This is a genomic window from Salimicrobium salexigens (assembly GCF_900156705.1).
Lineage (GTDB): Bacteria > Bacillota > Bacilli > Bacillales > Halobacillaceae > Salimicrobium > Salimicrobium album.
This window is the reverse complement of sequence record NZ_FTOK01000001.1, coordinates 313,902-337,506: the sequence shown is the minus strand read 5'-3', so window position 1 is coordinate 337,506 and position 23,605 is coordinate 313,902. Positions and strand designations below refer to the sequence as shown.

General features: G+C 46.1%; 23 protein-coding genes. 5 read left to right on the top strand and 18 right to left on the bottom strand.

Annotation, left to right across the window (positions count from 1 at the left end):
• The 15 genes from BW931_RS01700 to BW931_RS01630 form a co-directional block, all read right to left on the bottom strand.
• On the bottom strand, window positions 1-981 hold the full coding sequence (locus tag BW931_RS01700; protein WP_076569450.1) for a Gfo/Idh/MocA family protein: 981 nt from the start codon (window positions 979-981) through the stop codon (window positions 1-3).
• Window positions 982-1,143: 162 nt separating this feature from the next.
• Entirely contained in the window at window positions 1,144-2,430 is a 1,287-nt protein-coding gene (locus BW931_RS01695; protein WP_076569448.1) for a M20 family metallo-hydrolase, read from the bottom strand.
• A gap of 15 nt (window positions 2,431-2,445) precedes the next feature.
• Complete coding sequence (locus tag BW931_RS01690) at window positions 2,446-3,687, bottom strand: metal-dependent hydrolase family protein (protein ID WP_076569446.1); 1,242 nt, start codon at window positions 3,685-3,687, stop codon at window positions 2,446-2,448.
• 31 nt (window positions 3,688-3,718) lie between these two features.
• Complete coding sequence (locus BW931_RS01685; protein ID WP_076569444.1) at window positions 3,719-4,888, bottom strand: hypothetical protein; 1,170 nt, start codon at window positions 4,886-4,888, stop codon at window positions 3,719-3,721.
• Between the two features lie 109 nt (window positions 4,889-4,997).
• Complete coding sequence (locus BW931_RS01680) at window positions 4,998-6,773, bottom strand: helix-turn-helix domain-containing protein (RefSeq protein ID WP_076569442.1); 1,776 nt, start codon at window positions 6,771-6,773, stop codon at window positions 4,998-5,000.
• 95 nt (window positions 6,774-6,868) lie between these two features.
• Window positions 6,869-8,035 (bottom strand): aminotransferase, encoded by a 1,167-nt coding sequence (locus BW931_RS01675; protein WP_076569439.1) that lies wholly within the window; start codon window positions 8,033-8,035, stop codon window positions 6,869-6,871.
• Window positions 8,032-8,529 carry an Lrp/AsnC family transcriptional regulator gene (locus tag BW931_RS01670; protein WP_008589444.1) on the bottom strand — a complete coding sequence of 166 codons (498 nt, stop codon included), beginning with the start codon at window positions 8,527-8,529 and terminating at the stop codon, window positions 8,032-8,034. The genes BW931_RS01675 and BW931_RS01670 overlap by 4 nt, the downstream gene beginning before the upstream one ends.
• Before the next feature lie 209 nt (window positions 8,530-8,738).
• Window positions 8,739-10,247 carry an acyl-CoA dehydrogenase family protein gene (locus BW931_RS01665; RefSeq protein ID WP_076569436.1) on the bottom strand — a complete coding sequence of 503 codons (1,509 nt, stop codon included), beginning with the start codon at window positions 10,245-10,247 and terminating at the stop codon, window positions 8,739-8,741.
• The gene (locus BW931_RS01660; protein ID WP_076569433.1) at window positions 10,244-11,737 is read right to left on the bottom strand and encodes a class I adenylate-forming enzyme family protein; all 1,494 of its coding nucleotides are present in this window, start codon (window positions 11,735-11,737) and stop codon (window positions 10,244-10,246) included. Before BW931_RS01660 ends, BW931_RS01665 begins: the two co-directional genes overlap by 4 nt.
• Window positions 11,734-12,108 carry a MerR family transcriptional regulator gene (locus BW931_RS01655; RefSeq protein WP_076569638.1) on the bottom strand — a complete coding sequence of 125 codons (375 nt, stop codon included), beginning with the start codon at window positions 12,106-12,108 and terminating at the stop codon, window positions 11,734-11,736. The genes BW931_RS01660 and BW931_RS01655 overlap by 4 nt, the downstream gene beginning before the upstream one ends.
• 229 nt (window positions 12,109-12,337) lie before the next feature.
• Window positions 12,338-12,523 (bottom strand): hypothetical protein, encoded by a 186-nt coding sequence (locus tag BW931_RS01650; RefSeq protein WP_076569430.1) that lies wholly within the window; start codon window positions 12,521-12,523, stop codon window positions 12,338-12,340.
• A 12-nt stretch (window positions 12,524-12,535) separates the two neighbouring features.
• Entirely contained in the window at window positions 12,536-12,895 is a 360-nt protein-coding gene (locus BW931_RS01645) for a hypothetical protein (protein ID WP_076569427.1), read from the bottom strand.
• On the bottom strand, window positions 12,896-14,134 hold the full coding sequence (locus tag BW931_RS01640) for a hemolysin family protein (protein ID WP_076569425.1): 1,239 nt from the start codon (window positions 14,132-14,134) through the stop codon (window positions 12,896-12,898).
• 150 nt (window positions 14,135-14,284) lie between these two features.
• Window positions 14,285-14,644, bottom strand: a complete 360-nt coding sequence (locus tag BW931_RS01635; RefSeq protein ID WP_076569423.1) for a fluoride efflux transporter FluC — start codon at window positions 14,642-14,644, stop codon at window positions 14,285-14,287.
• Window positions 14,641-15,012 (bottom strand): fluoride efflux transporter FluC, encoded by a 372-nt coding sequence (locus BW931_RS01630; RefSeq protein ID WP_076569420.1) that lies wholly within the window; start codon window positions 15,010-15,012, stop codon window positions 14,641-14,643. Before BW931_RS01630 ends, BW931_RS01635 begins: the two co-directional genes overlap by 4 nt.
• A 197-nt stretch (window positions 15,013-15,209) precedes the next feature.
• On the opposite strand from BW931_RS01630, the gene rlmN reads away from it, so the two are divergent.
• Entirely contained in the window at window positions 15,210-16,301 is a 1,092-nt protein-coding gene (rlmN, locus tag BW931_RS01625; RefSeq protein ID WP_076569418.1) for a dual-specificity RNA methyltransferase RlmN, read from the top strand.
• A gap of 90 nt (window positions 16,302-16,391) precedes the next feature.
• On the opposite strand, the gene BW931_RS01620 is transcribed toward rlmN, so the two are convergent.
• Window positions 16,392-16,580, bottom strand: coding sequence for a hypothetical protein (locus BW931_RS01620; protein ID WP_008592291.1), 189 nt, complete (start codon window positions 16,578-16,580; stop codon window positions 16,392-16,394).
• A gap of 223 nt (window positions 16,581-16,803) precedes the next feature.
• Between BW931_RS01620 and BW931_RS01615 the strand changes: the two genes are divergently transcribed.
• From BW931_RS01615 to BW931_RS01600, 4 genes are all read left to right on the top strand, one after another.
• Complete coding sequence (locus BW931_RS01615) at window positions 16,804-18,318, top strand: BCCT family transporter (RefSeq protein ID WP_008592293.1); 1,515 nt, start codon at window positions 16,804-16,806, stop codon at window positions 18,316-18,318.
• A 104-nt stretch (window positions 18,319-18,422) separates the two neighbouring features.
• Window positions 18,423-19,313 carry a LysR family transcriptional regulator gene (locus BW931_RS01610; protein WP_076569416.1) on the top strand — a complete coding sequence of 297 codons (891 nt, stop codon included), beginning with the start codon at window positions 18,423-18,425 and terminating at the stop codon, window positions 19,311-19,313.
• A 228-nt stretch (window positions 19,314-19,541) separates the two neighbouring features.
• Window positions 19,542-20,072 carry an acyl-CoA thioesterase gene (locus BW931_RS01605; protein ID WP_008592299.1) on the top strand — a complete coding sequence of 177 codons (531 nt, stop codon included), beginning with the start codon at window positions 19,542-19,544 and terminating at the stop codon, window positions 20,070-20,072.
• The gene (locus BW931_RS01600; RefSeq protein WP_076569414.1) at window positions 20,072-20,446 is read left to right on the top strand and encodes a hypothetical protein; all 375 of its coding nucleotides are present in this window, start codon (window positions 20,072-20,074) and stop codon (window positions 20,444-20,446) included. Before BW931_RS01605 ends, BW931_RS01600 begins: the two co-directional genes overlap by 1 nt.
• A 51-nt stretch (window positions 20,447-20,497) precedes the next feature.
• Here BW931_RS01600 and BW931_RS01595 read toward each other — a convergent pair whose 3' ends face one another.
• Together BW931_RS01595 and BW931_RS01590 are read right to left on the bottom strand one after the other, a co-directional pair.
• Window positions 20,498-22,642 (bottom strand): type IA DNA topoisomerase, encoded by a 2,145-nt coding sequence (locus tag BW931_RS01595; protein ID WP_076569412.1) that lies wholly within the window; start codon window positions 22,640-22,642, stop codon window positions 20,498-20,500.
• 128 nt (window positions 22,643-22,770) lie between these two features.
• Window positions 22,771-23,478 (bottom strand): metallophosphoesterase family protein, encoded by a 708-nt coding sequence (locus tag BW931_RS01590; protein ID WP_076569410.1) that lies wholly within the window; start codon window positions 23,476-23,478, stop codon window positions 22,771-22,773.
• Window positions 23,479-23,605: the final 127 nt, after the last annotated feature.

Sequence of the window (23,605 nt, the reverse complement as noted above, 5' to 3'; positions counted from 1 at the left end):
TCAGGAAAAGTAATAATTCTTTACCATTTTCCCCATCAGCTCGTTTGTGCGGATTGCGCTCTTTCCCGTGCTCGGGCAGCTTCCTTTACCAAGCAGTTCATTAACGATGGACTGGATATGATAATACTGGATGTGGGTCGGGTGCTCAATATAAAAAGACTCTTCCCCGGATTCGGTCATGAGCTTCACAGACTCATCGCCGAAAGTCGAAAATGTTATCTCTCCTCTCGAGCCTACGATACGGTTGGTATCCCCGTTTCTGTAGGAAGAGAAATTCCATACTCCATTGCCGACTGCCCCGTTTTCGAATTTCCAGCTTGCGCTCACAGTATCTTCCGCCGGATGGGTGCCGGCAAGATTATCGGCAGCTCCCTTTATTTCAATCAGGGGCCCTAACAAAAAGTCGAACAAATCAAGGGTATGGGATCCTACATCGTACAACAGACCTCCCCCGCTCTCCTCCGGAAGGACCCTCCATGGCCATGTGCCGTCTTCCTGTTTCTGTACAGGTTTCTTCGTGTGCTGGATCGTTAAGAAACGTATGTCCCCGATTCTCCCCTTTTCAATCAGCTCTTTCACTTTCAGAAATCGTGGCAGAGACCTTCTGTAATAAGCGACGAACAGCGGCACGTCATTTTTTTCGCAAGCTTCTATCATCGTTCTGCACTCTTCTGCATTTCTTGCCATCGGTTTCTCTACATATACCGGCTTTCCGGCTTCGGCTGCCATCTTCGTATATTTCATATGTGATGAGGGAGGTGTAGCAATATAGACAGCATCGACTTCCTCATCCAGAATAAGACCCTCGGCACGATCATACCACCTGGGCACCCCGTGGCGCTCGGCGTAATCTTTCGCTTTCTCCCCGTCCCTTCTCATTACAGCCGTAAGTGAACTCTGATTCACCTGTTGAAAGGCAGGACCGCTTTTATGCTCCGTCACTGTTCCACAGCCTATGATTCCCCATCGGATTGTTTTCATCCGGCACCTCCTAAATGATTTCCTTCATGTTTCTTCCTGGTAGCTTTATACGTAGTGTAATACATTTTAACAGCTTTCTTCCAATTGAAGCACAACCTTCATAAAAAATCACAGCCTGAAGAGGTATGTTCCCAATCTCTCCAGGCTGTGTATATATTCTGTTCATTTTTTTTCGAGGTACGTCTTCAACACGTGAATTCCCTGGACGATGTCATTCAGCCCTGCCCATTCTTCCGGAGTATGGCTGATACCGTCTTTGTTTCTTATGAAGAGCATAGCTACCGGGTACCGGTGACCGATCACCAGTGCATCGTGCCCGGCACCGCTCGGTATTTCCACCGCTCTTATACCTTCATCATTCACAGCGCTGCGTAAAAATTCCTTCGTTTCTGCAGGGACGGGGACGGGAGATACTTCGAAATTCTGTTGATACTCCACGTCCACATCATGTTTTTTGGCCAGCGTTTCAGCTTCTTCTATTATACGATCCGTGAGCACATCTCTGTCTTCTTTACGAATATCACGTATATCCACAATCAGTTCCACTGTCCCGGGGATAACGTTCGCTCCATTCGGACGGACCTCCAGTTTCCCTACTGTAGCTACAGCGGATTCACTGACCTCTCCCGGCATATCCGGCACGGAGCTTACAAAAGCCCCTGCAGCTACGAGGGGATCTCTTCTATCCGGCATAGGGGTATTACCGGCGTGTCCGGCGTGTCCGGTAAATGTAACGCTGAGCCAGCACGGTCCTGCAATCCCAGAAACGATCCCTACGGGAAGGTTTTCTTTTTCGAGTACCTTTCCCTGTTCAATATGTATTTCCACATATTCTTTTATATTTTTGTTATGGTTTGCAGCTTCGGCAAACGTCGAAGCAGATAAACCGACCTCATGGATAACTTCCGAAAAAGCAGCACCCTCACTGTCTTTCAAACCTTTTTGGATGTCCATATCGACTTTCCCCGTCATCGCTCTGCTTCCTGTTAAACCGCTTTGAAATCGGGAGCCTTCTTCATCGGAAAAAACGACCACTTCATAATCGAAATCAGGGAGAAAACCGCTCGCGTTCCATGCTTCGACTATCTCAAGTGAAGAGATTACTCCGACAGGTCCGTCGAAATGCCCTCCATTCGGCACACTGTCGAGATGAGACCCGCTCATCAAAACGGAAGATGGCTCATTTCTGCCTCTCATTCTGCCGAACACATTCCCCGCTTCATCTTCGGACACCGTGAGCCCCGCTTCCCTCATCCAGCTTTTCAAAAGTTTTTTTGCTTCCTGCTCTTCTCCCGAAAAACCGAGACGGAAACTTCCTCCGTCCCCGGTTCTTCCTATTTCAGAAAGTTTATGAAGACGGGTAGCTACCCTTTGACCGCTCACTCCATTTCGATCAAATTCGGAATTATAATCATTCATCAGATTCGAATATAATTCGTTCTCTTGCATATGTCCACTTCCTTTCTATCGGATCAGGTTCTTTTGAATCTTTCCGTCTTTCATGACCATTACGATCCTCTCACTTTCTTCCAGTTCACGGATTTCAGCCAGAGGATCAACATCCGTCATAATAACGTCCGCCAGTTTACCTTCTTCAATCGTACCTACTTCCTTTTCCCACCCGAGGCATTCGGCGGCAGTCTTCGTTGTGGCTGTCAGCACTTCCATAGGTGTCATACCCGCATCGCACAACAAGCCGAGTTCCCTCAGGTTAGTGCCATGCGCGAAAACTCCTGCATCTGTCCCCATCGCAATTTTCACTCCCGCCCGGTGGGCTTTTGCGATGCTTTCTTTATGAACTTCAATCACTTCTTTCGATTTCTCGATAGCATAGGAAGCCATGGAATTTTCACCTTCTGCCGATTCAAGCACAGATACCGGGGCAAGAAGTGTCGGCACAAGAAATGTATCGTTTTCACGCATCAGTTCAATCGCTTCATCATCGATATAAATACCGTGTTCAATCGAATGTATTCCTGCACGAACAGCGTTTTTGATTCCTTCGGCCCCCTGGGCGTGGGCCATTACTCTGATGCCTTTGCGATAAGCCGCTTCCTCCACCATCACTTCCAGCTCTTCCTGAGAAAACTGAGTGTATTCAGGATGATCCGTCGGGCTTGATACCCCGCCGGTGGCATGTACTTTTATCACTTCAGCCCCGGCCCTCAGCATTTTCCTGACAGTCTTTCTTACTTCTTCCACTCCATCGCATATGGCATCCGGCATGCCGGTGTATGTCTGCAGAGTAGTATCAACCCCTGAACGATTCCAATTATCCCCATGGCCCCCGGTAATGGTAAGAGGATTAATACTCAGCTGCATACGGGGGCCGGCTGCAAGACCGTCTTCCACCGCTTTCTTCATTCCCAGATCGGAAAAACCGGCATCTCTCACTGAAGTGATACCAGCGTTCAGTGTTCTTCTCATGTAATGGATACTTTTGTAGAAACGATAGGAGAATGGAGTTAAAATGGTTTCTTCCAGGCCGCCCATTTCCATAGCCATATGAACGTGAGTATCTATAAAACCGGGAAGAATGTACTTCCCTTCTGCATCAATAATATCAGCATCCTCCGGTATTACCAGATCATTTAAAGCGGTCACCTGTTTAATTTTATTGCCTTCTATAACTACCGACATTCCTTTTTGCGGTTCTTTACCCTTTCCGTCGATTAACACACCGTTTTTTATCACCGTAATACTCATATTCCTCTCCTCCTTCTTTTATTTAAAAAAGTTATAAAGTTCCTACTAAAATACTGGCAACAACTATCGAACCTACCGTAACGGAAGTGAATCCCCCAATCAGCATGGGCGCCACGAGTTCATCCATGATCCGCTTCCGTTCTTCTTCGTTTCTTCCGACACTTCTGCTTACCTCTTCGACGATAAGATAATCTCCCGGAAACCCATAAAGTGCTGTCAATACTACTGGAATGGACTTGGTCGGTTTCCAGTTGAATATTTTTCCTCCAATAAGTCCGCCGAGCATCAACCCCGCCGTTCCGATAATTATAGTTACGATTACGGCCAGTAAGGAAGAGACTACCTGGTCCCACGTAATTCCCACGAGCGAACTGATAACGACGACAATTAAAGCTACCATCGCAAGACCGGTACTGTTGGCTTTATCTAAAGCCCGGTCCGGATAGAATCGCAGTGCTGAACCGGTAACCCCGATTGCAAGAGACCACAAACTGTAATTGATCCCGGTTGCATCTCCGAGCCACGTTGCAGCCGCTCCTCCGATAAACAGCAAAAATAAAATAAAAAAGTCACTTTGCATGATCCGGTCAGGAAAAATCAGTTTTTTCGTTTTAGTACTAACCATCGGATCGGAAGACTCTCCACTTTCTTCCGATCCGTTTTGAGACGGATCATCGCGAATAGTTACAGCGTATTTACTCAGCAGAATTGAAGTCAGAGGCATGCCGACAAGGTTCTGAAGAGCGAAAACCACTACAGGAATAGCCGCCAGTGTAGTGAACCCGGCCTCCGTCAGTCCTTCAGCGGTAACAATGTATGCTATGATTCCACCTGTGAGCGGGCCCGCTCCCGCTACCGCTGTATTGTAATCGAAGATCAACGTAATAAGCGTTAGCATGGTAACTACCGAAATAACAAGACCAATAAGTGTAATAAGTACGGCTTTGTACTGTTTTTTCAGCACAGAAAGGGGAATAAGTGTCCCTAAATGCACAATCAGCACCGGTACGAGTACACTTCCGGCAGCTACAAAGGTGGACGCCTCAATATATGACTCCGGTAATACTCCTGTCTGAAGAAGTATGAATACTGTACCTATAACTACGAGCAAAGTAGGTATTTTCGCTTTTGAAGTAATGGACAAAATTTCACCGAGGGCAATGATGGCCGTCAGTATCCCCATAATATAGATAGCTTCCATATATTCACCTCTCTTTAGTTATTGTCAAAATTATAAGATAATTTCAAATAACAAAAAATATAGGTAACCGATAAAAACAAAACGAAATTTTTGTCGGTTACCTATAACTTTATTCATTCAAATAGTCATTTATTCGAAAAGCCAGCTGCAATTCAAAGGTTTTTTTCCCTGAAAGACTTTTGATATCGAGAATTTTATAAACTGTTGCCAAGCGATATTTAATAGTATTCACGTGAAGAAACAGCCGTCGTCCACTCTCCGCCATATTTTGATTAGTATCCAGATACATCTTCAGCGTATTCAAAAGCTCCGACCCGTATTTTTCGTCATGTTCGATTACCGGAAGAAGAATTTCGCTTCTGTAGTTACGCAACTCGTCCCGTTCCATTTTCAAAAAAAGCCGATACGGTCCCAGTTGCCGGTAATTCATTATATACCTTTCCTGATAAGTGGATTGCAGAAATTCCACACATCTCTTAGCGTCGTAGTAGGAATAGTGTACTTCGTTCAGTTTTGTGACTGTTCTTCCGAGCCCTATACTCCCGGATATCCCGGCGTATGAAGAAGAATAACTCATTATTTTATTGAAAATACGGCCGAGTTTTTCGTATACAGCCGTCTCCGAGAGATACCCCGGAACTGTAAACATGACGTTGACTTCCAGATTCCGGTCGTAAACGAGAGTCCTGTATGGTAGTCTTGAAAATTCACGGTAAAACATCCTCATTATTTTCTGCTTCTTTTCAGTCATTTTTTCAAAAGACAGCAATGGGTCCCTAAAGTACAACTGAGCTATACAATAATTGTGGTAATCATGCTCCGGGAAATTCATCTCTGTTAAATTCAGCGAGGATAGATCTTCGTAAGGGTGATGGATGATCCTCTCGAGAATAGACCCGGAATAATTAAAGTGCTCCTCCACGAGTCTTTCCTGGCGATCGATTTCCATGGCAAATACAGTCACCGCCTGTTCTACGGCAAATTGATCCAGTGGATCCACATCCGTACCATTCATTATGGGGACAGCGAGCAATCCGAAAAAACGTGTGTCAGCAGCTATTGGGAAAAAATAGACGAGTCGTTCCTCCCCGGCGAGTGAGACCTGTTCAGAGAGCGTTTCCGTTTCAAAAACAGGACGCTCCGCCCCCTGTATGGTCTCCTCCTTCAGCTCGAGGGATATTGAATACAATTCTTTCTCGGACGTTGCTATTATATCCATCATTTCATTATAAACAATCACCGGTTCATCAATAAGTTTCGACAGGGTGGAGGTGATATCTGCCAGTCCTCCTTTCGCCAGTGAAACTTTAGAAAGTTCCTCATGAATTCTTTTGTTCCTTTCGTTCTGTGAAAATAATGTTGCATTCTCAATCGCAATAGACGCCTGATTCGCAAATGTTTCCAGCAGTCGAAGATCTTCCTGCTCGAATTGCACATCATCTTCATACACATCGACGGTCAGAACACCGATACACTTTCCGTCAGAAATGAGAGGTACACAAATAGCACTTACCGGATACTCCATCCGTCCGAGCGAATGAGAATAAATATTTCTGATATTATCCGAAATGTCGGCCATGCCCTCCACCGTGTCTTCTAAAGAAGAAAATATGCGACCTTTTTCATCGAGAAATGTTTTTCCACTCATCCCTTCCCCGGGCTTTAGGCGTATCTCCTTCATGTACGTCATATCAAATCCAACCGCTGTTTTCGCGTACAGTATGTCTGCCCTATCATCATACAGAAACAGTACGCTCTTATTCGCTCCTCCAACAACATTCAATACTTCCTGAATCAATTGCTCGAGCACTTCCGGCAAGTCCCGTGTAGAGTTTAATACGTTCACGGAATTGATCAGGCTCATCAGTTTCTTTTCATTATCCATTGAGTTTCTCCTTTCTGGACGACTTTCACTGCACTCCATAAAAAAACAGCTCAACCGAGGGGCCGCCCCCCTTTTTTGAGCTGTCCGTATATTTTTTAAATTCTCCGGTCTACGAAACGCCTGATCCGTCTCATCGCTTCGTCGAGCTGTTTGAGAGAAGTGGCGTAGGAACAGCGCACAAACCCCTCCCCGCTCTCTCCGAATACGTTTCCGGGTACTACGGCTACCTGTTCTTCCTGAAGTAATTCTTCCGCAAAGTCAGCCGAACTTAATCCCGTCTCCCTTATGGAGGGAAACGCATAGAAGGCACCGCCCGGATTCGGACAGGAAAGGCCCATTTCGTTCAGACTGCTCACGATGAAGTTACGTCTCTGTTTGTAGCTTTTGATCATGTAATCGACGCTCGATTTCCCGTTCTTCATAGCTTCAAGCGCTGCATGCTGGGCGATGGTCGGTGCACACATCATTGTAAACTGATGGATTTTCACCATAGTCTGGATAATTTCCTCCGGTCCTGTTGCATAACCGAGCCGCCAGCCGGTCATAGCGAACGCTTTCGAGAAACCGCTGATCAGAACAGTCCTTTCCTTCATGTTTTCAATGGCAGGAAAACTCGTATGTACGTCTTCATACGTAAGCTCTGCATAAATTTCATCTGAAAGTACGAGCAGGTCGTGCTTTTCGACGACTTCCGCCACTTTCTCCAGTTCATTCCTCGTTAACGCAGCACCTGTCGGATTATTCGGGTTGCAGAGTATAATCGCTTTCGTTCTCGGGGTGATTGCAGCTTCCAGAAGTTCCGGCGTAAGTTTGAAATCATCCTCCGGTCTTGTCTGAATCGTAACGGGCGTACCCCCGGCAAGACTCACTGTCGGCACGTAGGCAACAAATCCCGGTTCTACGACGAGCACTTCCTCCCCCGGGTTCACTGTAGCTCTCAATGCCAGATCAATAGCCTGACTGGCCCCGACCGTGACGATGATTTCTTTTTCGGCATCGTAATTCACCCCGAAACTTCCGAGCAGATAGTTACTGATTTCTTCGCGCAGATCGAGCATCCCCGCATTTTCCGTGTAGGAAGTGTACCCCTGTTCAAGAGCATGGAAGCTGTGCTCGATGAAGCTCCACGGAGTGACGAAATCCGGTTCCCCTACGCCGAGAGAAATGACGTCCTCCATCTGTGCTGCCAGGTCGAAGAAACGGCGGATGCCGGAAGGTTGCAGACTGTCGGCCTGCTTCGACAAAAAAGACGTTTTTTTCATGGTGTCACCACCATTCTTTTATCGTTATCATCCTCGTCATCCAGAATAATTCCGTCATGCTTATAACGTTTCAGTACGAAATGTGTCGTCGTCGAAAGAACAGAATCAAGAGCCGAAAGTTTCTCGGAGATAAACCGTCCTATTTCCATCATTGTTTTTCCTTCGACGGAAACAGAAAGATCGTAAGCTCCGGACATCAAATATACGGCTTTCACTTCCGGAAAACGGTAAATCCGTTCTGCGACTTTATCGAAACCGCTGCCTCTCGCCGGCTGCACTTTCACATCCACCATTGCGGTCACTTCTTCTTTCTGGACCACCTTTGCCCAGTCAATCAGAGTCGAATAACCGAGAATCGCTTTTTTCTCCTCGAGACTACGGAGAAGTTCGCGCACTTCTTCTTCCGATACAGCCATCAGCTTCGCAATTTTGGAGGGTTCCAGATTGGCATTTTTTTCAATCAATTGTAACAGTTCTATTTCCTGTTCCTGCATACTCTCACCTGCTTTTCAAGATTCCTGTTGTGTATTAAAGGTTTGATTTATCCATTATAACTCATTTCTTTCGTTTGAGAACGGTTATAATGATAGTTTTTTAAATAATTAAATTTTTTATGGAATTTCAGAATCATAATTGAAGAATGATCTGTCTGACATGTTACCACAGAAAAAAAGACAGGAGCCCCTGTCTTTTTTCCTGTTACTTATAACTGCTCATAGATGACGTCTTCAAATAGAATAGCCATGTCTTTCATCAGCGACTTCGCCTCCAGCTCCTTTTCCGTCTCTTCTAAACCTGCAAATCGCAGCAGCCGTTCCTCCATTCCATCAATTCTTTTCTCCATTCCATCAGTGGATTTCTCCCTCAGCATTTTGATAAATAATGTGTGGGCTTCATATTTATTTATAAGTCGAAGAAGTTCGAGCGCCAGTATGTTCGCCGTTCCTTCCCACACAGTCAGCACCTGGGCATCGCGCAGGAGCCGTGGTGTAACAAAATCTTCGATGTATCCATTCCCCCCATGCATTTCTATCGCTTCATGAGCAAACTCAATCGATTTCTCTGCCGTTTCTTTTTTCATGATAGCAATCAAAAGACGATTCAGAGCTTCCTCTTCAAAAGAAGCAGTTCCGTTCGTCACTTTTTCATAGAGCTGTACCATTTCAAAAACTGCTGCCGTTTCTTTTTCGAGTTTCATCCGAAGCTCCTGGAGAGTCTGCTGAATCATCGGAAAACCGGCCAGTCGGCGTCCGAAAGCATTTCTCCCGTCGGCATAGAGAAGGGCTTCCGTATAACTTCGTCTCATGATTCCGAGTGAAGCGACTGCGTTACAGATCCGTGATAGATTGAGAGCCTCCATCATATAGTAGAAACCGCGGTCCGCTTCCCCGACGAGATAAGCTTTCGCTCCGGTGAATTCCACCTCGGCAGAAGGTACCGCGCGAACTCCGAGTTTATCTTTCAGCCGGCGGATCCTTATGTTGCCTCCTTCCCAGGGGACGAGGAACAGGGAGAGCCCCCGCGAGCCTTCCTTTGCGTCTTCCATACGGGCCAGAACCATTGCCACCCCGCACATACCTGCATTCGAGGCGAAATACTTTTCCCCGTACAAGTAGTAGTCTTCCCCTATAGACACGGCTTCGACCACGTTCGCCCCCACATCCGAGCCTCCTTGCCTCTCGGTCAGAAAAGTGGCTCCTTCATACAGCTCCATGTCTCCGGTAGCAAGGACGTGAGGAAGATACGTTTCTTTCAGTTCCTCACCACCATAATGGTCGAGCAGATATGCCGTCGCCATCGTCAGAGTGACAGGGCAATAGAAGCCTGGTTCAGCCTGGGAGAGAAGGTATCCTTGAGCAAAACTATACGTGTAGGTTCCTTTTTCACCCAGCTCAGGGATGTTCTTGTGTACGTAACCGACGATTCCCGTTTCATACGTTTCTTTTACCGTCTGTTTATACCCTTCGTTCACCCATACCCGGGAAACCTCTTCTCCATACTTGTCGTACCGTTCGAGTCTCGGCTGGCCTTCTCTGTCCGTGTGGACGGCACGTTCATCTATAGGTCCTGCCGCACGTTGTCCGAATTCTCTCAGATTCTTATCTGCATAGCTGAACATATCGGATGTCATATACTTTTTTAATATCTTCTGCAAAAACTTATCTTCTTCATAAAAGTTATGCTGTTCGTATTCTTCTGTCAGTACTTTCATAATTCCCCTCCTTTGAGGGCCTGTTTCAAGATTTTACCCGAAGCGTTTCTTGGCAGTTCTGCCACTTGTTCATATATTCTTGGTACTTTGTAAGAAGCTATCCGTTTCTCAAGGACGTTTCTCACTTTCTCTTCCTCCGCAGTACCTGCATAAACGGCTTTCACCGTCTCTCCCCACTCCGGATGTGGGATACCGATAACGGCTGCTTCATTTACGCCTTCGATTTCAAGCATTACATTTTCTATCTCTTTCGGATAAATATTCACTCCCCCGGAGATGATCATGTCTTTTTTACGATCAATTACCCAGTAATAACCGTCCTCATCCTGCATCGCGAGGTCTCCGGTCCGAAGCCATTCACCTGCAAATACCGCTTCCGTCTCGTGAGTTTTACGGAAGTATTCACGCATGTTTCCTTCCCCGCGAAGAGCAATTTCTCCTACTTCGCCCTGAGGGACGTTTTCTCCCGCTTCATCGATCAGACATATTTCCGTGCCCCAGGGAGCCCGTTTGCCGATACTCCCGGCTTTCTTTTCATGTTCCTCATCGAAAAGCAGTGTGCCACTCGGTCCCGCTTCCGTAAGACCGTAAACACAAGTAAGGCTGCCGGAAGGGAAAGCCTGCTTTATGGCGTGCACTTCTTTCGGTGATAAAGGAGCTCCGCCATAGACCCACCATTTCATCGAAGAAAGGTCCCGTTCCCGGGGATCTGCCATCTGCATCGTCGTAAGATAAGCGACAGGGGCACCGAAGAAATGGGTGGTCTTTTCCCTTTCTATTGTATCCAGAAATAGCTCAGGGGTGAATGTAGGAGTCAACACCAGGGTGGAACCCGTCATCAGGCCCGCCATGAAAAACAAGTGCAGAGGAGCCGAGTGACTGAGAGGCATACTGAGTAAAATACGGCTTTCCGGTTTCACTTCCATTTCGATATTGATCATCGTAGCCACATTTAAAATACTGCGATACGGAAACAGTACACCTTTCGGTTTACCGGTTGTACCGGAAGTGTATAAAACAGTCGATAAATCATCTTCCCTCAAGTAACATCTAATCGGAGTATCTTCCTGCTCCTCAAGCAGTGCCCAAAATGAGTCCCATTCCTCTGTCCTTTCTCCGGTCTTCACTTTCAGCACCGGGGCAGAAATATTCTTGACTGGAGCGACGACCATTTCGTGGGCAATCAGCATTTTCGCTCCGCTGTCCTGAAGGATATAAAGCACCTCTTCCTCTGTAAGCTTTACATTCACCGGCACAACAATAGCTCCAATACGCTGGACAGCCAGATAGGCTATGGCAAACTCGGGGGTATTCGGCAGAAACAGGGCGACTTTATCCTCTGTGTGTATTTCTTTTTTTCTTAAAGCACTGCCGAACTTATTAACGAGAGTATCGAGCTCGGCATAGGTGAGCCGGTTACTCTGGAAGACTATTGCATCCTGAGCGGGATATTTACGGGCATTGCGGGCAAGCAGTTCAGACGTATTCATGACTCTTCCTCCTTCAATTTTTGTTCGAAGTGCATAAGCCATTCTTCCATTTCTTCTTTTAACAGTTGGAATTCCGAAATAACAGTTTCTATTTCCCGAATTCGTTTTTCCCCGTATTCGATCGAACGCTCCAGTTGTTTTCGTCCTGACCGGTCTTCATCAAAAAGAAGGATCATCTCCCTGATCTCTTCCAGCGAGAATCCGTATTTTTTCCCCCGCAGAATCAGTTTCAACCGGGCCGCATCCTGACTGGCATATACACGCTGATTACCGGAGGAGCGCCCGGGTGTAAGCAACCCGATTTCTTCATAGTAGCGCAGCGTCCGTGGAGTTACTCCGAAAGATACAGCCGTTTCCCGAATCGATTTCACCACAGCTCCCCTCCTTTGTAGTTTCATTTTATCATTGACGTTAACGTTAACTTCAACATATTTTTTAATTTTTCAGATTTCTTATTTCTTTTTAAAAAATCTTTTCTTCTCCTGTGTATAAAATAGTGCTGTGAACGTAACGGTTCGATAGGAAACGTGCTTATTTTGTCCAAATAAAAAAATAAAAAAGACAAAGGAAAAATCCTCTGTCTCCACAAATCTGCCGTTATTAATCTCCGATGATGTTGACGAACGCAAGGATAAGTGCCAGAACCGGCCCTACTATAAAAATTCCGATCAGTAACGATCTCACCATATCCATTACCGCCTGAAAAGGCGTGACTTCATCCTTCTGCGCTTCCAGCAGATGGTTCGTTTTCTTAAGTTCCTCAAGAATTTCTTCCTCTTTATTCACACCGCGACCTCCTTAGACGGTGCCCAGGAATGAAAACAGGGTCATCAGTAACAGGGACAGGACAGCCAGACCGTCATAATAGTAGCTGCGGTCCCCATCGTCCCCTCTCCTGGCTTCTATCACCTGGGAAAGAAAATAAGCCGCCAGCAGCAGAGGGACGACGAAAAACATACCATCCGCTCCGCCCGTCAGGAACAGGAAGGTAAAAGCCGCAATAAGAAGAAATACTTCAAGAACAACGAAACGTTTGTCCCGTCCGGCCCAGGTCATCCCTGTTCTGTCCGGTTCAATTCCCCATTTCCTTTTCAGTACAACTTCGCTGACCGTAATGTGAAAAATAACGACCAGCACGACACCTATAACCGCCGTCATTTATTCTTCCTCCTCAGGCAATTTTTTAATATGAACCCGGCGTATCATACGGCCTTCGATTTCCAGCACCTGAAATTGGAGACGCTCGCGTTCAATCACTTCTCCCAGTTCAGGGAAATCGTTGCATTCCCGTAGAATATACCCGGCCAGGACGTCCTCTTCTTCAGGTATATCCGTATCGAAAATACTGTTCAGACGGCTGAGCGTTATTTTCCCGTCACAGATGATTTCGTCTTCGCCGAGGTGTTCAATGAGCGGGTCGCTGTCGTCGTCCCATTCATCTTCAATTTCCATGCCGATCATCGCTTCTATCGCATCTTCATGTGTCAGAATACCTTCTGTACCACCGTACTCATCAAGAACGACAGCCAGGTGTTTTTTGTTGATCATCATCTTCTTGAAAGCCGACTCCATCGACTGGAATTCATATACGAGGAGGGGTTCTGCATCATAATAGGAAGAGAAGTGATCCTCCGGATGCTCGTACCATGCGAATAAGAACTTGGAGTGGAACACAGCTACGATGTTGTCTATTTCTTCGTCGTACACCGGGTAGCGTGTATAGGAATTGTTGACGACTACATCCCGCACTTCTTCGAAAGTCGCGTCTTTATCCAGAGCCACCAGATCCACACGTGGCGTCTTCATGACATCTTTTACGTTCAAATTGTAAAAATCAAGCACGCCCTTGATCCGGTATGATTCCTCTTCGTTAAACTGTCCCTCGGAGTCCGCTACGTCGACCATCGTACGAAGTTCCTCCTTGGATACCTGTACGTCCTTCGGCTGTCCTTTGGAGAGGAGTTTGTTCAGATTGTCCGTGAACCAGTTCAGCACAGTGGTCAGCGGTTTGAACAAAATGACGAAAAACCAGATCACCGGGTATACAATCATCGCGATACGGTCTGGAAACGTGGCGGCCACTGATTTCGGTATGACTTCTGCAAAAAGGATGATGACGACTGTCAGAATCGCAGAGGCCATCCCTACACTGAACCCGTATTTAATAGCCAGAGTGGTGACCAGGGTCGGCAGCAGGATATTTGCTATATTGTTACCTATCAGTATCGTCGTAATAAATTCGCCCGGTCTGGAAACGAGACGAAGTAGTTTATCAGCCTTTTTGTTCCCTTTATCGACTTGAGACTGCAGGCGCATTTTGTTTGTCGCCGTCAGTGCTGTTTCACTGCCCGAGAAGAACAGGGAAACAAAAATCAGTACGATTATCGCTATGATCAAAACAGCTTCCTCCTTAAAAAACTCCATAAAAAATATAGCTGACCTGATGCCTCTGTTTCTTAAGGCTGCTTATGTTCACATCCGGCCGGAATTACATTTCTTTCACTATACCCTAAATAAAGAGCAGTGAAAAGAAAGAATATCTACCCGCTAATGGAATAATCTCCCTGCCCACATTCCTGCCCAGGCAAGAGCGATTCCGCCCGTGTAGCTTATAAATTGATATAGAAGAAATCTCTTCCTTTCAATCCTTTTATAAAGAGTGATTCCTTCCAGCTGCATGGTAGAGAAGGTGGTCAACGCTCCTGCCATTCCAGTGCCCGCAAATAAGAACGGATGTCCGGAAAACCTGGCTCCGATAAGTGCTCCTAAAAAAAAGCTTCCGAACCAGTTGACGGCCAGCGTGCCTGTAGGGAATGATCCACTGTTCCATTTTTCACTGAAAGAAAAACGCAGCAGGGCGCCGATACTTCCACCAAGACCGACGAGAATAATTGAAAGAATCGTCACACTTCTCCCCCCTTCCCCGGTCCCGCTTTACTGCCTGCGATGGCAGCTATAGTGCCACCTGCGAAGCTAAGAGATATGTATAAAAAAGCGACAGCGTAGAACTCTCTCTCCAGCAGCGATACTGTTTCCGCGCTCAGAGTGGAAAAAGTGGTGAAAGACCCGAGCACACCGGTGCCAATCGCTTTTTTCAACTGGGCAGACATGGGAAGAGTATGAAACGTCAACCACGAAAGCAGGAAACTGCCCACTATATTGATAAAGAGTGTCGCGAAAGGAAATATCGTGTCCGGCCTGAATAAAACTTCCCCTGTGATGTAACGGAGCACTGCTCCGATAAACCCTGCAACTGCTATAAATATGTATATCATGTCATCTCTCCACCCGCTTAAAATTCCGTTTCCAGTCGATGCTCTCCTCCGCTATTTCTTCATCACCCATACTATCACAAATCATCCCTGCGTCCTTCTAAGCTTTCCACTTGACTTTATGAAACATATATCTTGTATCTGTTTCTCCTATCCCTTACTATAGGAATAGCGAATTTTAGACAACGAGGAGCGTATTTATGAAAACATCTATTTACGGACTGACGTTCGAACAGCTGACGGACTGGCTCGTAGACCATGGCGAGAAAAAGTTCCGTTCGAAACAGGTGTGGGAATGGCTCTATCAGAAAAGGGTCACGGACTTCGACGATATGAAAAACGTGAACCAGTCCTGCATAGACGTACTTAAGGAAAACTTCACCATCGAAACACTGTCCGAAGAAATCAAACAGGAATCCGAAGACGGCACTGTCAAGTACCTGTTTAAACTTCACGATGGAAACATCATTGAAACGGTAATGATGCGTTTTAACTACGGACTTTCCGTATGTGTGACGACGCAAGTCGGCTGCAATATCGGCTGCTCCTTCTGTGCCAGCGGTGTTCTCAGGAAAAACCGCGACCTTACAGGAGGCGAAATTACCGAACAGATCATGAAAGTCCAGCATGACCTTGACGGAAAACAAAAAGGCGAGCGCGTCAGTCATATCGTAGTGATGGGAATCGGGGAACCGTTCGATAACTACGACAACCTGATCGACTTCCTTAACGTCGTCAACGATAAAAAAGGTCTCTCTATCGGTGCCCGCCACATAACGGTTTCCACAAGTGGAATTGCACCGAAAATGTATGAGTTTGCAGATGAAGGCATCCAGATCAACCTGGCCCTCTCCATCCATGCTCCGAACAACGAACTGAGGACCCAGATTATGAAGATTAACCGGGCCTATCCTCTCGAGAAACTGATGCCGGCAATCGATTACTATTTAGAGAAAACGAATCGACGTATTACGTTCGAGTATATACTGCTGAAAGATGTCAACGACCACGTGAAAGAAGCGCATCAGCTGGCGGACCTGCTTATGGATAAGAAACATCTGTCTTACGTCAACCTTATCCCTTATAATCCTGTCGCCGATAACCCTTATGAGCGGAGCGACAAAGAAGCCATATTGAACTTCTACCAGACTCTGATGGACAGAGGTATCAAGTGCGGGGTCCGTACTGAACACGGCACCGATATCGACGCCGCCTGCGGCCAGCTCAGAAGTAAACAGATCGAAAAAGAAAAAGCCCGTAAAAAAGGAAAGAAAGAAAAAGCGGGAGTCTAAACGGAAGAAATCGTCTCACTCTATACAGAGGAGGCGATTTTTTATTGAAAAAATAAGCCGGCATACGTTTTACGTATGCCGGTGCCTCCGTCAGAAGTATTTGGTATATTCCGGATCCTCCGCCTTACTGACTGCCCCATGCTCGCGGTAAAATTCTTCCACTGTCTCTTCGTTATCATAACGACTGTAGGAATCATTTTTGTTCTTTTTATCGAAAACAGCAGTAAGTGTAATCAGTCCTCCAAGCACCGACATCCCAATAGTAAACCACCACACCATTCCCACCTCCTTCTTACTACTATTGTTCCCTTTTATGAACGGGACTAACCCAAAAAACACAGATGTAACCGGTTTGACATAATTGACATAAGGGTAACGTAAAACACCGGCACTGAGCGTTAGGTTTTATATTAATTTGCAAAAATGTCAATTTTTATTTAGTATAAGTAACTGTTCTTAATCCCGGTAAGTTTTTATACTAAATTACATAAGGAGCGGTTTTATGAAAAAGGTATCTTCGGTATTCTGGTATGGTATTATCGTATGTTTTATATTTGTTCTCTGGGGTGTAATCGGTCCTGAAAACCTGAAGACGGTCACTGCTGCAACCACTTCATTCATCTCGACCAGATTCGGCTGGTATTATCTGCTTATTGTCATGGTAATGCTTGCTTTCTGCGTCTACCTCATTTTCTCACGTTTTTCCCACATAAAACTCGGCAAACAGGATGAAAAACCGGAATTCGGGCTGGCCTCCTGGTTCGCCATGCTTTTCAGTGCCGGTATGGGAATGGGACTTGTGTTCTGGACAACGGCCGAACCGATTTCCCACGCCTTCAATAACAGTCCGACCGCAGAGCCCGGAAGTGAGCAGGCGATTATGGATTCCCTCCGCTTTTCATTTTTCCACTGGGGGCTGCACGCCTGGGCAATTTATGCGCTCGTGGCACTCGTACTTGCCTATTTCAAGTTCCATAAAGATTATCCGGGCTTAGTCAGTGCTACTCTGACACCAATTTTCGGTGAGGACCGAATGAAAGGAACTCTTGGGAAAATCATCGACACGCTGGCTATTGTGGCTACCGTCACAGGCGTGGCTGCGACTCTCGGTTTCGGTACGGCACAGATAAACCAGGGGCTCGCTTTTCTTTTTGACGCTCCCGGTAATTACTGGGTACAGCTGATCATCCTTGTAGTCGCTACAGTACTTTTCATATTCTCTGCCTGGTCCGGCGTGAGTAAGGGTATTAAATACTTGAGTAATATCAACATGATTCTGGGTATTGCCCTTATGGTTCTCCTGTTGATTATAGGACCGACCCTTTACATTATGAATATGTTCACCGCTTCCATCGGGGGCTACGTGGCCAACTTCTTCGACATGAGTTTCCGCATTGCCCCAATGAATGAAGAAAACAGAACGTGGATCGACAGCTGGACGATTTTCTACTGGGCGTGGTGGATCTCCTGGTCACCGTTTGTAGGAATTTTCATAGCCCGGATCTCGCGCGGCCGTACTATTAAAGAATTTATGCTCGGAGTTCTGTTCGTCCCGTCTATCATCTGCTTCGTATTCTTCACGGTTTTCGGCGTCTCTGCACTCGAAGTAGAGCAGAGCGGTCTTGCGACTATTTCGGACTATCCGATGGAAACTGCTACGTTCGCCACACTCGCTGAGTATCCGCTCGGATTCTTCATGTCGCTTATTACACTGGTCGTTATCGCCATCTTTTTCATTACGTCGGCAGACTCGGCTACGTTCGTTCTCGGCATGCTTTCATCCGAAGGCTCCCTTGAACCCGGCGGACGTGTAAAAATTATATGGGGTCTCACTCTTTCTGCCATGGCAGCGATTATCACTTACTTCGGAGGGACCCAGGGCCTGCAGAACGTTCTCATAATAGCTGCCTTCCCTTTTTCCATCGTTGTACTTATGATGGGATATTCCTTCTATAAAGCTGCCAGTCGGGAAGTTTCCCCGAAAAGAAAGAGAAAGAAAGAAAATAAAGCTGTATGATAAGGAAACCATGCCTGATCTCCCGCCGCAAAAGCGAGGTCAGGCATGTTTTATGCCTACTGTGATACAATTTTACATAAAACTTGGAGAAAACAGGTGAATCTATGGATATCAGACATCTTACGTACTTTATTGAAGTCACCCGGTTCGAAAGCTTCACACGCGCTGCGGAGCATTTGTACGTGACTCAACCCACCATCAGCAAAATGATCAAAAACCTCGAAACGGAGCTGGGCGTAGAACTGTTTGACCGGTCCCGTAAACAGCTGGTACTTACTGATGCCGGACGGGCCATTTATGACAAAGCGAAAACGATAGTAAAAGCTTCCGAAAACCTGCAGACGGAACTCGATGACCTGATAGGTCTGCAGAAAGGGCACATAAGAATCGGGCTCCCTCCGATTCTTGATGCAGAGTTATTCATCGGAATCCTCGGAGAGTTCCATCAGGTGCATCCGCGCATCACTTTCGAGCTGATTGAAAATGGCACGAAAAAAATCGAAGAGGATATCCTTAATGAGCACCTCGATGCAGGTATAGCCGTCCTTCCCCCGGAGGAAGAGGAATTCGACACCTTCTCTTTTATCAAAGAAGAGTTGAGAGCGGTCCTTCCCGCCTCCCACCCTCTGGCCGGAAGGAGAAGAATAGACCTGAAGGAACTGGAAAATGACGATTTCATCACTTTCAACAGAGATTTCGCCCTGTATGAGCGTATCCACGATGCATGCCTGTCGGCAGGGTTTGTTCCGAAAACTATTTCGGAGACGTCCCAATGGGATTTCATCGGTAAAATGATCACTTCAGGTCTCGGTATTTCCATATTGCCCTATAGTGTCGCTAATTTACTGAAAGAAGACCTCCGGCTCGTCAAGATCCGCAACCCTTCCCTCGAGTGGAACGTCGGTCTTATATGGAGAAAGAACCACTATTTATCTTACGCTACCAGAGAGTGGCTCCGTTTCACTCAGGAAAGACTTATCGAAAACTCCTCCTGAACATACGGTACATCTGACGGATAGGAAAGACATCGAATTGATTTCTCTCCTGTCCGTTTTTTCGTGCTCTAATTCATGGCTTTCATTCCTGACACGCATGGATGAAAACATTTTCATAGACAGCATCTATGTGACAGATGATATATTTCTATTTCACTTTCCCCCGGAAACGGGCGTACACTTGGTTTATCAACAATTTGACCAAACAGGAAAGAAGGAATGAATCATATGGAAACGAAACATCCAAAAGAAAGTTTAATCGTAAATACCGATCAGGTGATGATCAATGACCTGAATAATTATAATACACTTTTCGGCGGGACTCTTATGAAAAAATTGGACAATAACGCAACACTCTCCGCCCGCAGATATGCCCGGGCTAAAGAATGTGTCACTGCCTCGACGGATTCTATCGACTTTCTTCACCCGATACATCAGTCGGACTCTGTCTGTGTCGAATCATACGTTTCTTATACAGGCAACAAGTCGATGGAAATTTTCTGTAAAGTCATTGCGGAAGATATGATTACCGGAGAGCGTCGCATGGCGGCAACGGCATTCCTTACTTTCGTTGCCCTCGACGACAACAAAAAGCCGATAACCGTGCCTCGTCTCGTTCCGGAAACCGAAGAAGAAAAGTTTCTTTATGAATCCGGGAAAGAAAGAGCGGAACGCCGCCGTATAAGAAAACAGCACAGTAAGGAACTTACTGAAATAATCGGTCTCGAGAAACCATGGGAAAAAGGGGTGCACGTATAATGACACACATGGTGGCAGGATTGAACCAGTTATATAAAGTGAAAAGAGATGTTGACGACCTCCAGCGGGCCTATCCCGACCTTGGTGAACAGCTCGTACACGTAGTCAGCCTGACAAGACAACTGCAGTTGAAATACGGTTATATGGCATCTCTCATAAAGAATGAAGAACTGCCGAAATATGCCCCTAAATTTCTCCGTACTTCCATACTGAGTCTGTATCAGGAGGAAGTGCAGAAACTGAAGGAGCATCCTGACATCGACGAACTGAAACAGCTGCTGAAAAAATACGAAAACATCAGTGATTCCACTGTCTTCCTTATGATTCTCGGTGCCAAACCTGAACTGCTGCAGGGCTCCGTCATTATGAATTGATCTCCATCCGAAAAGCCCGGATCTCTCTTTGAGACCCGGGCTTTTCGCAACTCATTTTGTTTTATCTTTGGCAGGGACGCCGAAATCGAATTTGATATTGTAATCCTCATCCAGCGTCAGTGCTGTACTGAACGTTTTCTTATTTTTGCTTTTGAACCCTTTCAGCACTTTCGTTTTTTTCTTTTCACACAATGTTTTTATCATGTTTTCCGTAAGCGTTTTTCCAGCAAGACGTTTCGGGAAGGTTACTTTGCATCCATCTTTATAACCGGAACAGGCATAAAACTTATAACGGTCCACGATTGCCCCGGTCTTACAGGACGGGCAGGTGACGATGGGTTCGTTCCATTTCTTCTTCGTTTCTCCGATATCTCTCAGCTGGACTTTTTCAAGGGAGGAAGGAGCTTCTTTCATCAGCTTTCTGATGAACTTTTCCGTATTATCTATGAAGGTCTGTTTCGAACCTTCCCCCTCACCGATTTTCCGTAAGTACGCTTCCCATTTTGCAGTCATGGACGGACTGGATAGAAGCGTCCCTTCGATGGCCTCACACAGCATAATTCCTTTATCAGTAATGGCCACGTTGTTTTTCGTAACGGAAATATAATTCTGTTTCTTGATCGTCTCGATGATACCCGACCTGGTCGCTTCTGTACCTAGTCCTTCCACTTCTTTCAGTATTTCTACATCTTCCTCATCTTCCACCGTCTTTCCGGCAGTTTTCATCATCGTGATCAGCTGTCCTTCGGTATAAGGTTTTGGCGGCTGAGTCATACTTTCTTTTATATGGACCTCGGCTTCCGGTTCTTCCCCTTCTTTTACCTCCGGCAGCATTTCTTCTTTTCTCTTCTGTTTCGGAAACAGCTCTTTCCAGCCTGCATCCACTTCCCTTTTGCCTGTGGAAAAGAACACGAGGCCATGAACATCTGTATGAATTTTCGTTTCTTCATATACATGATTTCTATGAAACATACCGAGTGTCACAGCGAGCACTTCGTTGTAAATGTTCTTTTCTTCCCGGCTGAGTCCTTCCAGTTTCTTCGCCGTCGGGGTTGTTTTAGTCGGTATGATCGCATAGTGTTCTTCTACTTTCGCCCCGTTCACGTATCGTTTATCAGGCCTTAATGTAGCCGGTGTGAAGCTGCTTCCAAGTACTTGTTGATAATCATCCACCTTCTTCACTAAGTAATTGAACTCGCCCTGTGTGATGAAATTACAGTCCGTTCTCGGATAGGACAACAGTTTCTTCTCGTAAAGCTGCTGGGCGATTTTTAGGACTTTGGCAGGAGGGTATTTCCACATACGATTCGCCACGCTTTGAAGAGTGGATAAAGAATGTAGCTTAGGCGATCTGATACGCTTTTCCTTCTTGTCCACTTTCCGTACTGTACCTCTGTACGTATCTTCTTCTTTAAGACTGTGCTCCTCCATGAGCGCCTGCACTTTCGCTTTGTCTTTCTCCTTTATTTTGGCAAGACCTTTGTATGTCCCCTTCTTTGCCTTAAACGAGCCTTCTATCTGGTAGAAAGGTTCCGGAACGAATTCTTCGATTTCTTTGTGCCGCTGGTAAATAAGATAGACGGTCGGAGACTGGACCCGGCCGATGGATAAGTGACTGCCGAACCCTTTTTTCTGGAGATGCAGCGTAAAAAGCCGGCTTGCATTCATTCCGACGAGCCAGTCACTGATCTGTCTCGCTTTCGCTTCTTCAAACATACGTCTGTCTTTCTCATTATTCTGCAACTGACGGAACCCTTCCCTCACTTCGTCTTTCTCGAGGGAGTTGATCCACAGACGTTTCACAGGCTTTTTCACACCTATCAGTGTGTAGATACTGTAAAAAATATTCGATCCTTCCCGGTCCACATCGGCAGCATTCACAATGACATCCGCCTGCTTAAACAGCTGTTTCACCGCCTGGAACTGTTCCCACTTTCCTTTCGCCACTTTCTCCTGGAATATTTCCGGTACTATCGGCAGCTCCTCAAGCTTCCATTTCTTCCATTCTTTCCTGTAATCCTGCGGTTCTTTAAGTTCCACAAGATGGCCCACTCCCCACGTAATGGTGGCACCCTCCGGAAAAATGGGATCCGGTTTAAGCTGAATATGTGTTTTCGTTTTGGTTTGAACAGAAAAAGCTTCCGCGTACGCTTTCGCCTGGGAAGGTTTTTCCGCTAAAATGACGACTTTAGTCATCGGCCGGTCACGTCCTTTCTTTTCTAAAGATATCTTCTTTCCGTTAAAAAATCAAGAACGTACGTTTGCAGGAATATTGGTTGGACGGGTCGAAATAAAAAAGCTGCCGGAAAGATCCGGCAAGCTCATTATAGTGACCCGCTTCTATATACATCCGCGACCAGATCGGCCTGGGGATAGTCGTTCTCATACAATTTATTCACTGCTTCTTCAACGTCATAAGAAACTTTGCGGAGTTCCATACTGTTTTCGCTCACTATCAGATAAGAAGCACGTGGATCGTTATCGAACGGTAAGCCGACACTGCCGGTATTCGCAATCACTTTTCCCTCGAGAGGACGTACATAAGGCAAGTGAATATGGCCATACAGATAAACATCGGCTTCTTTCTTATCGAAATATTCTTCTTTCACCTGCTCTTCGGGAGTATCGGGTTTCACTACATCAAACAGGCTGTCCGGCGTCGCATGAACGCAGTATACGTCCTTCTCACCGATTGTTTCCGTTACACTTTCCGGCAAGTTTTTAAGATAGGAGATATCATCTTCCGTAAGCTTATCCGCCACCCATTCTCTTTCTTCCCTCATCATTTTAATATTCTTCTCCGGCACTTCTCCGTCCCGCACGCCGCGGGTAATCCAGGCGTCTGCATTACCTTTGATGACCGGAGCATCGAGATTTCGTATAAGATCCAGCGACTTCTTCGGTTCCGGGCCCCGGTAACAGAGATCTCCGAGGACTACCACACGGTCTGCCTCCTGACGTTTTATATCTTCCAGTACCGCTTGCAGTGCTGTAGCGTTTCCGTGAATGTCTGCAATGAATGCCGTTTTCATAAGAAACTCCTTTCTCTCTTCTTCGCCACTTATTTTATGAAAGAACAGGTACTATCATAGTCCCCTTCGTTCGCAATAAAAGTTTAATTAAATTGCAGAAAACCTTTGAGAGATGAGGGAATACTGA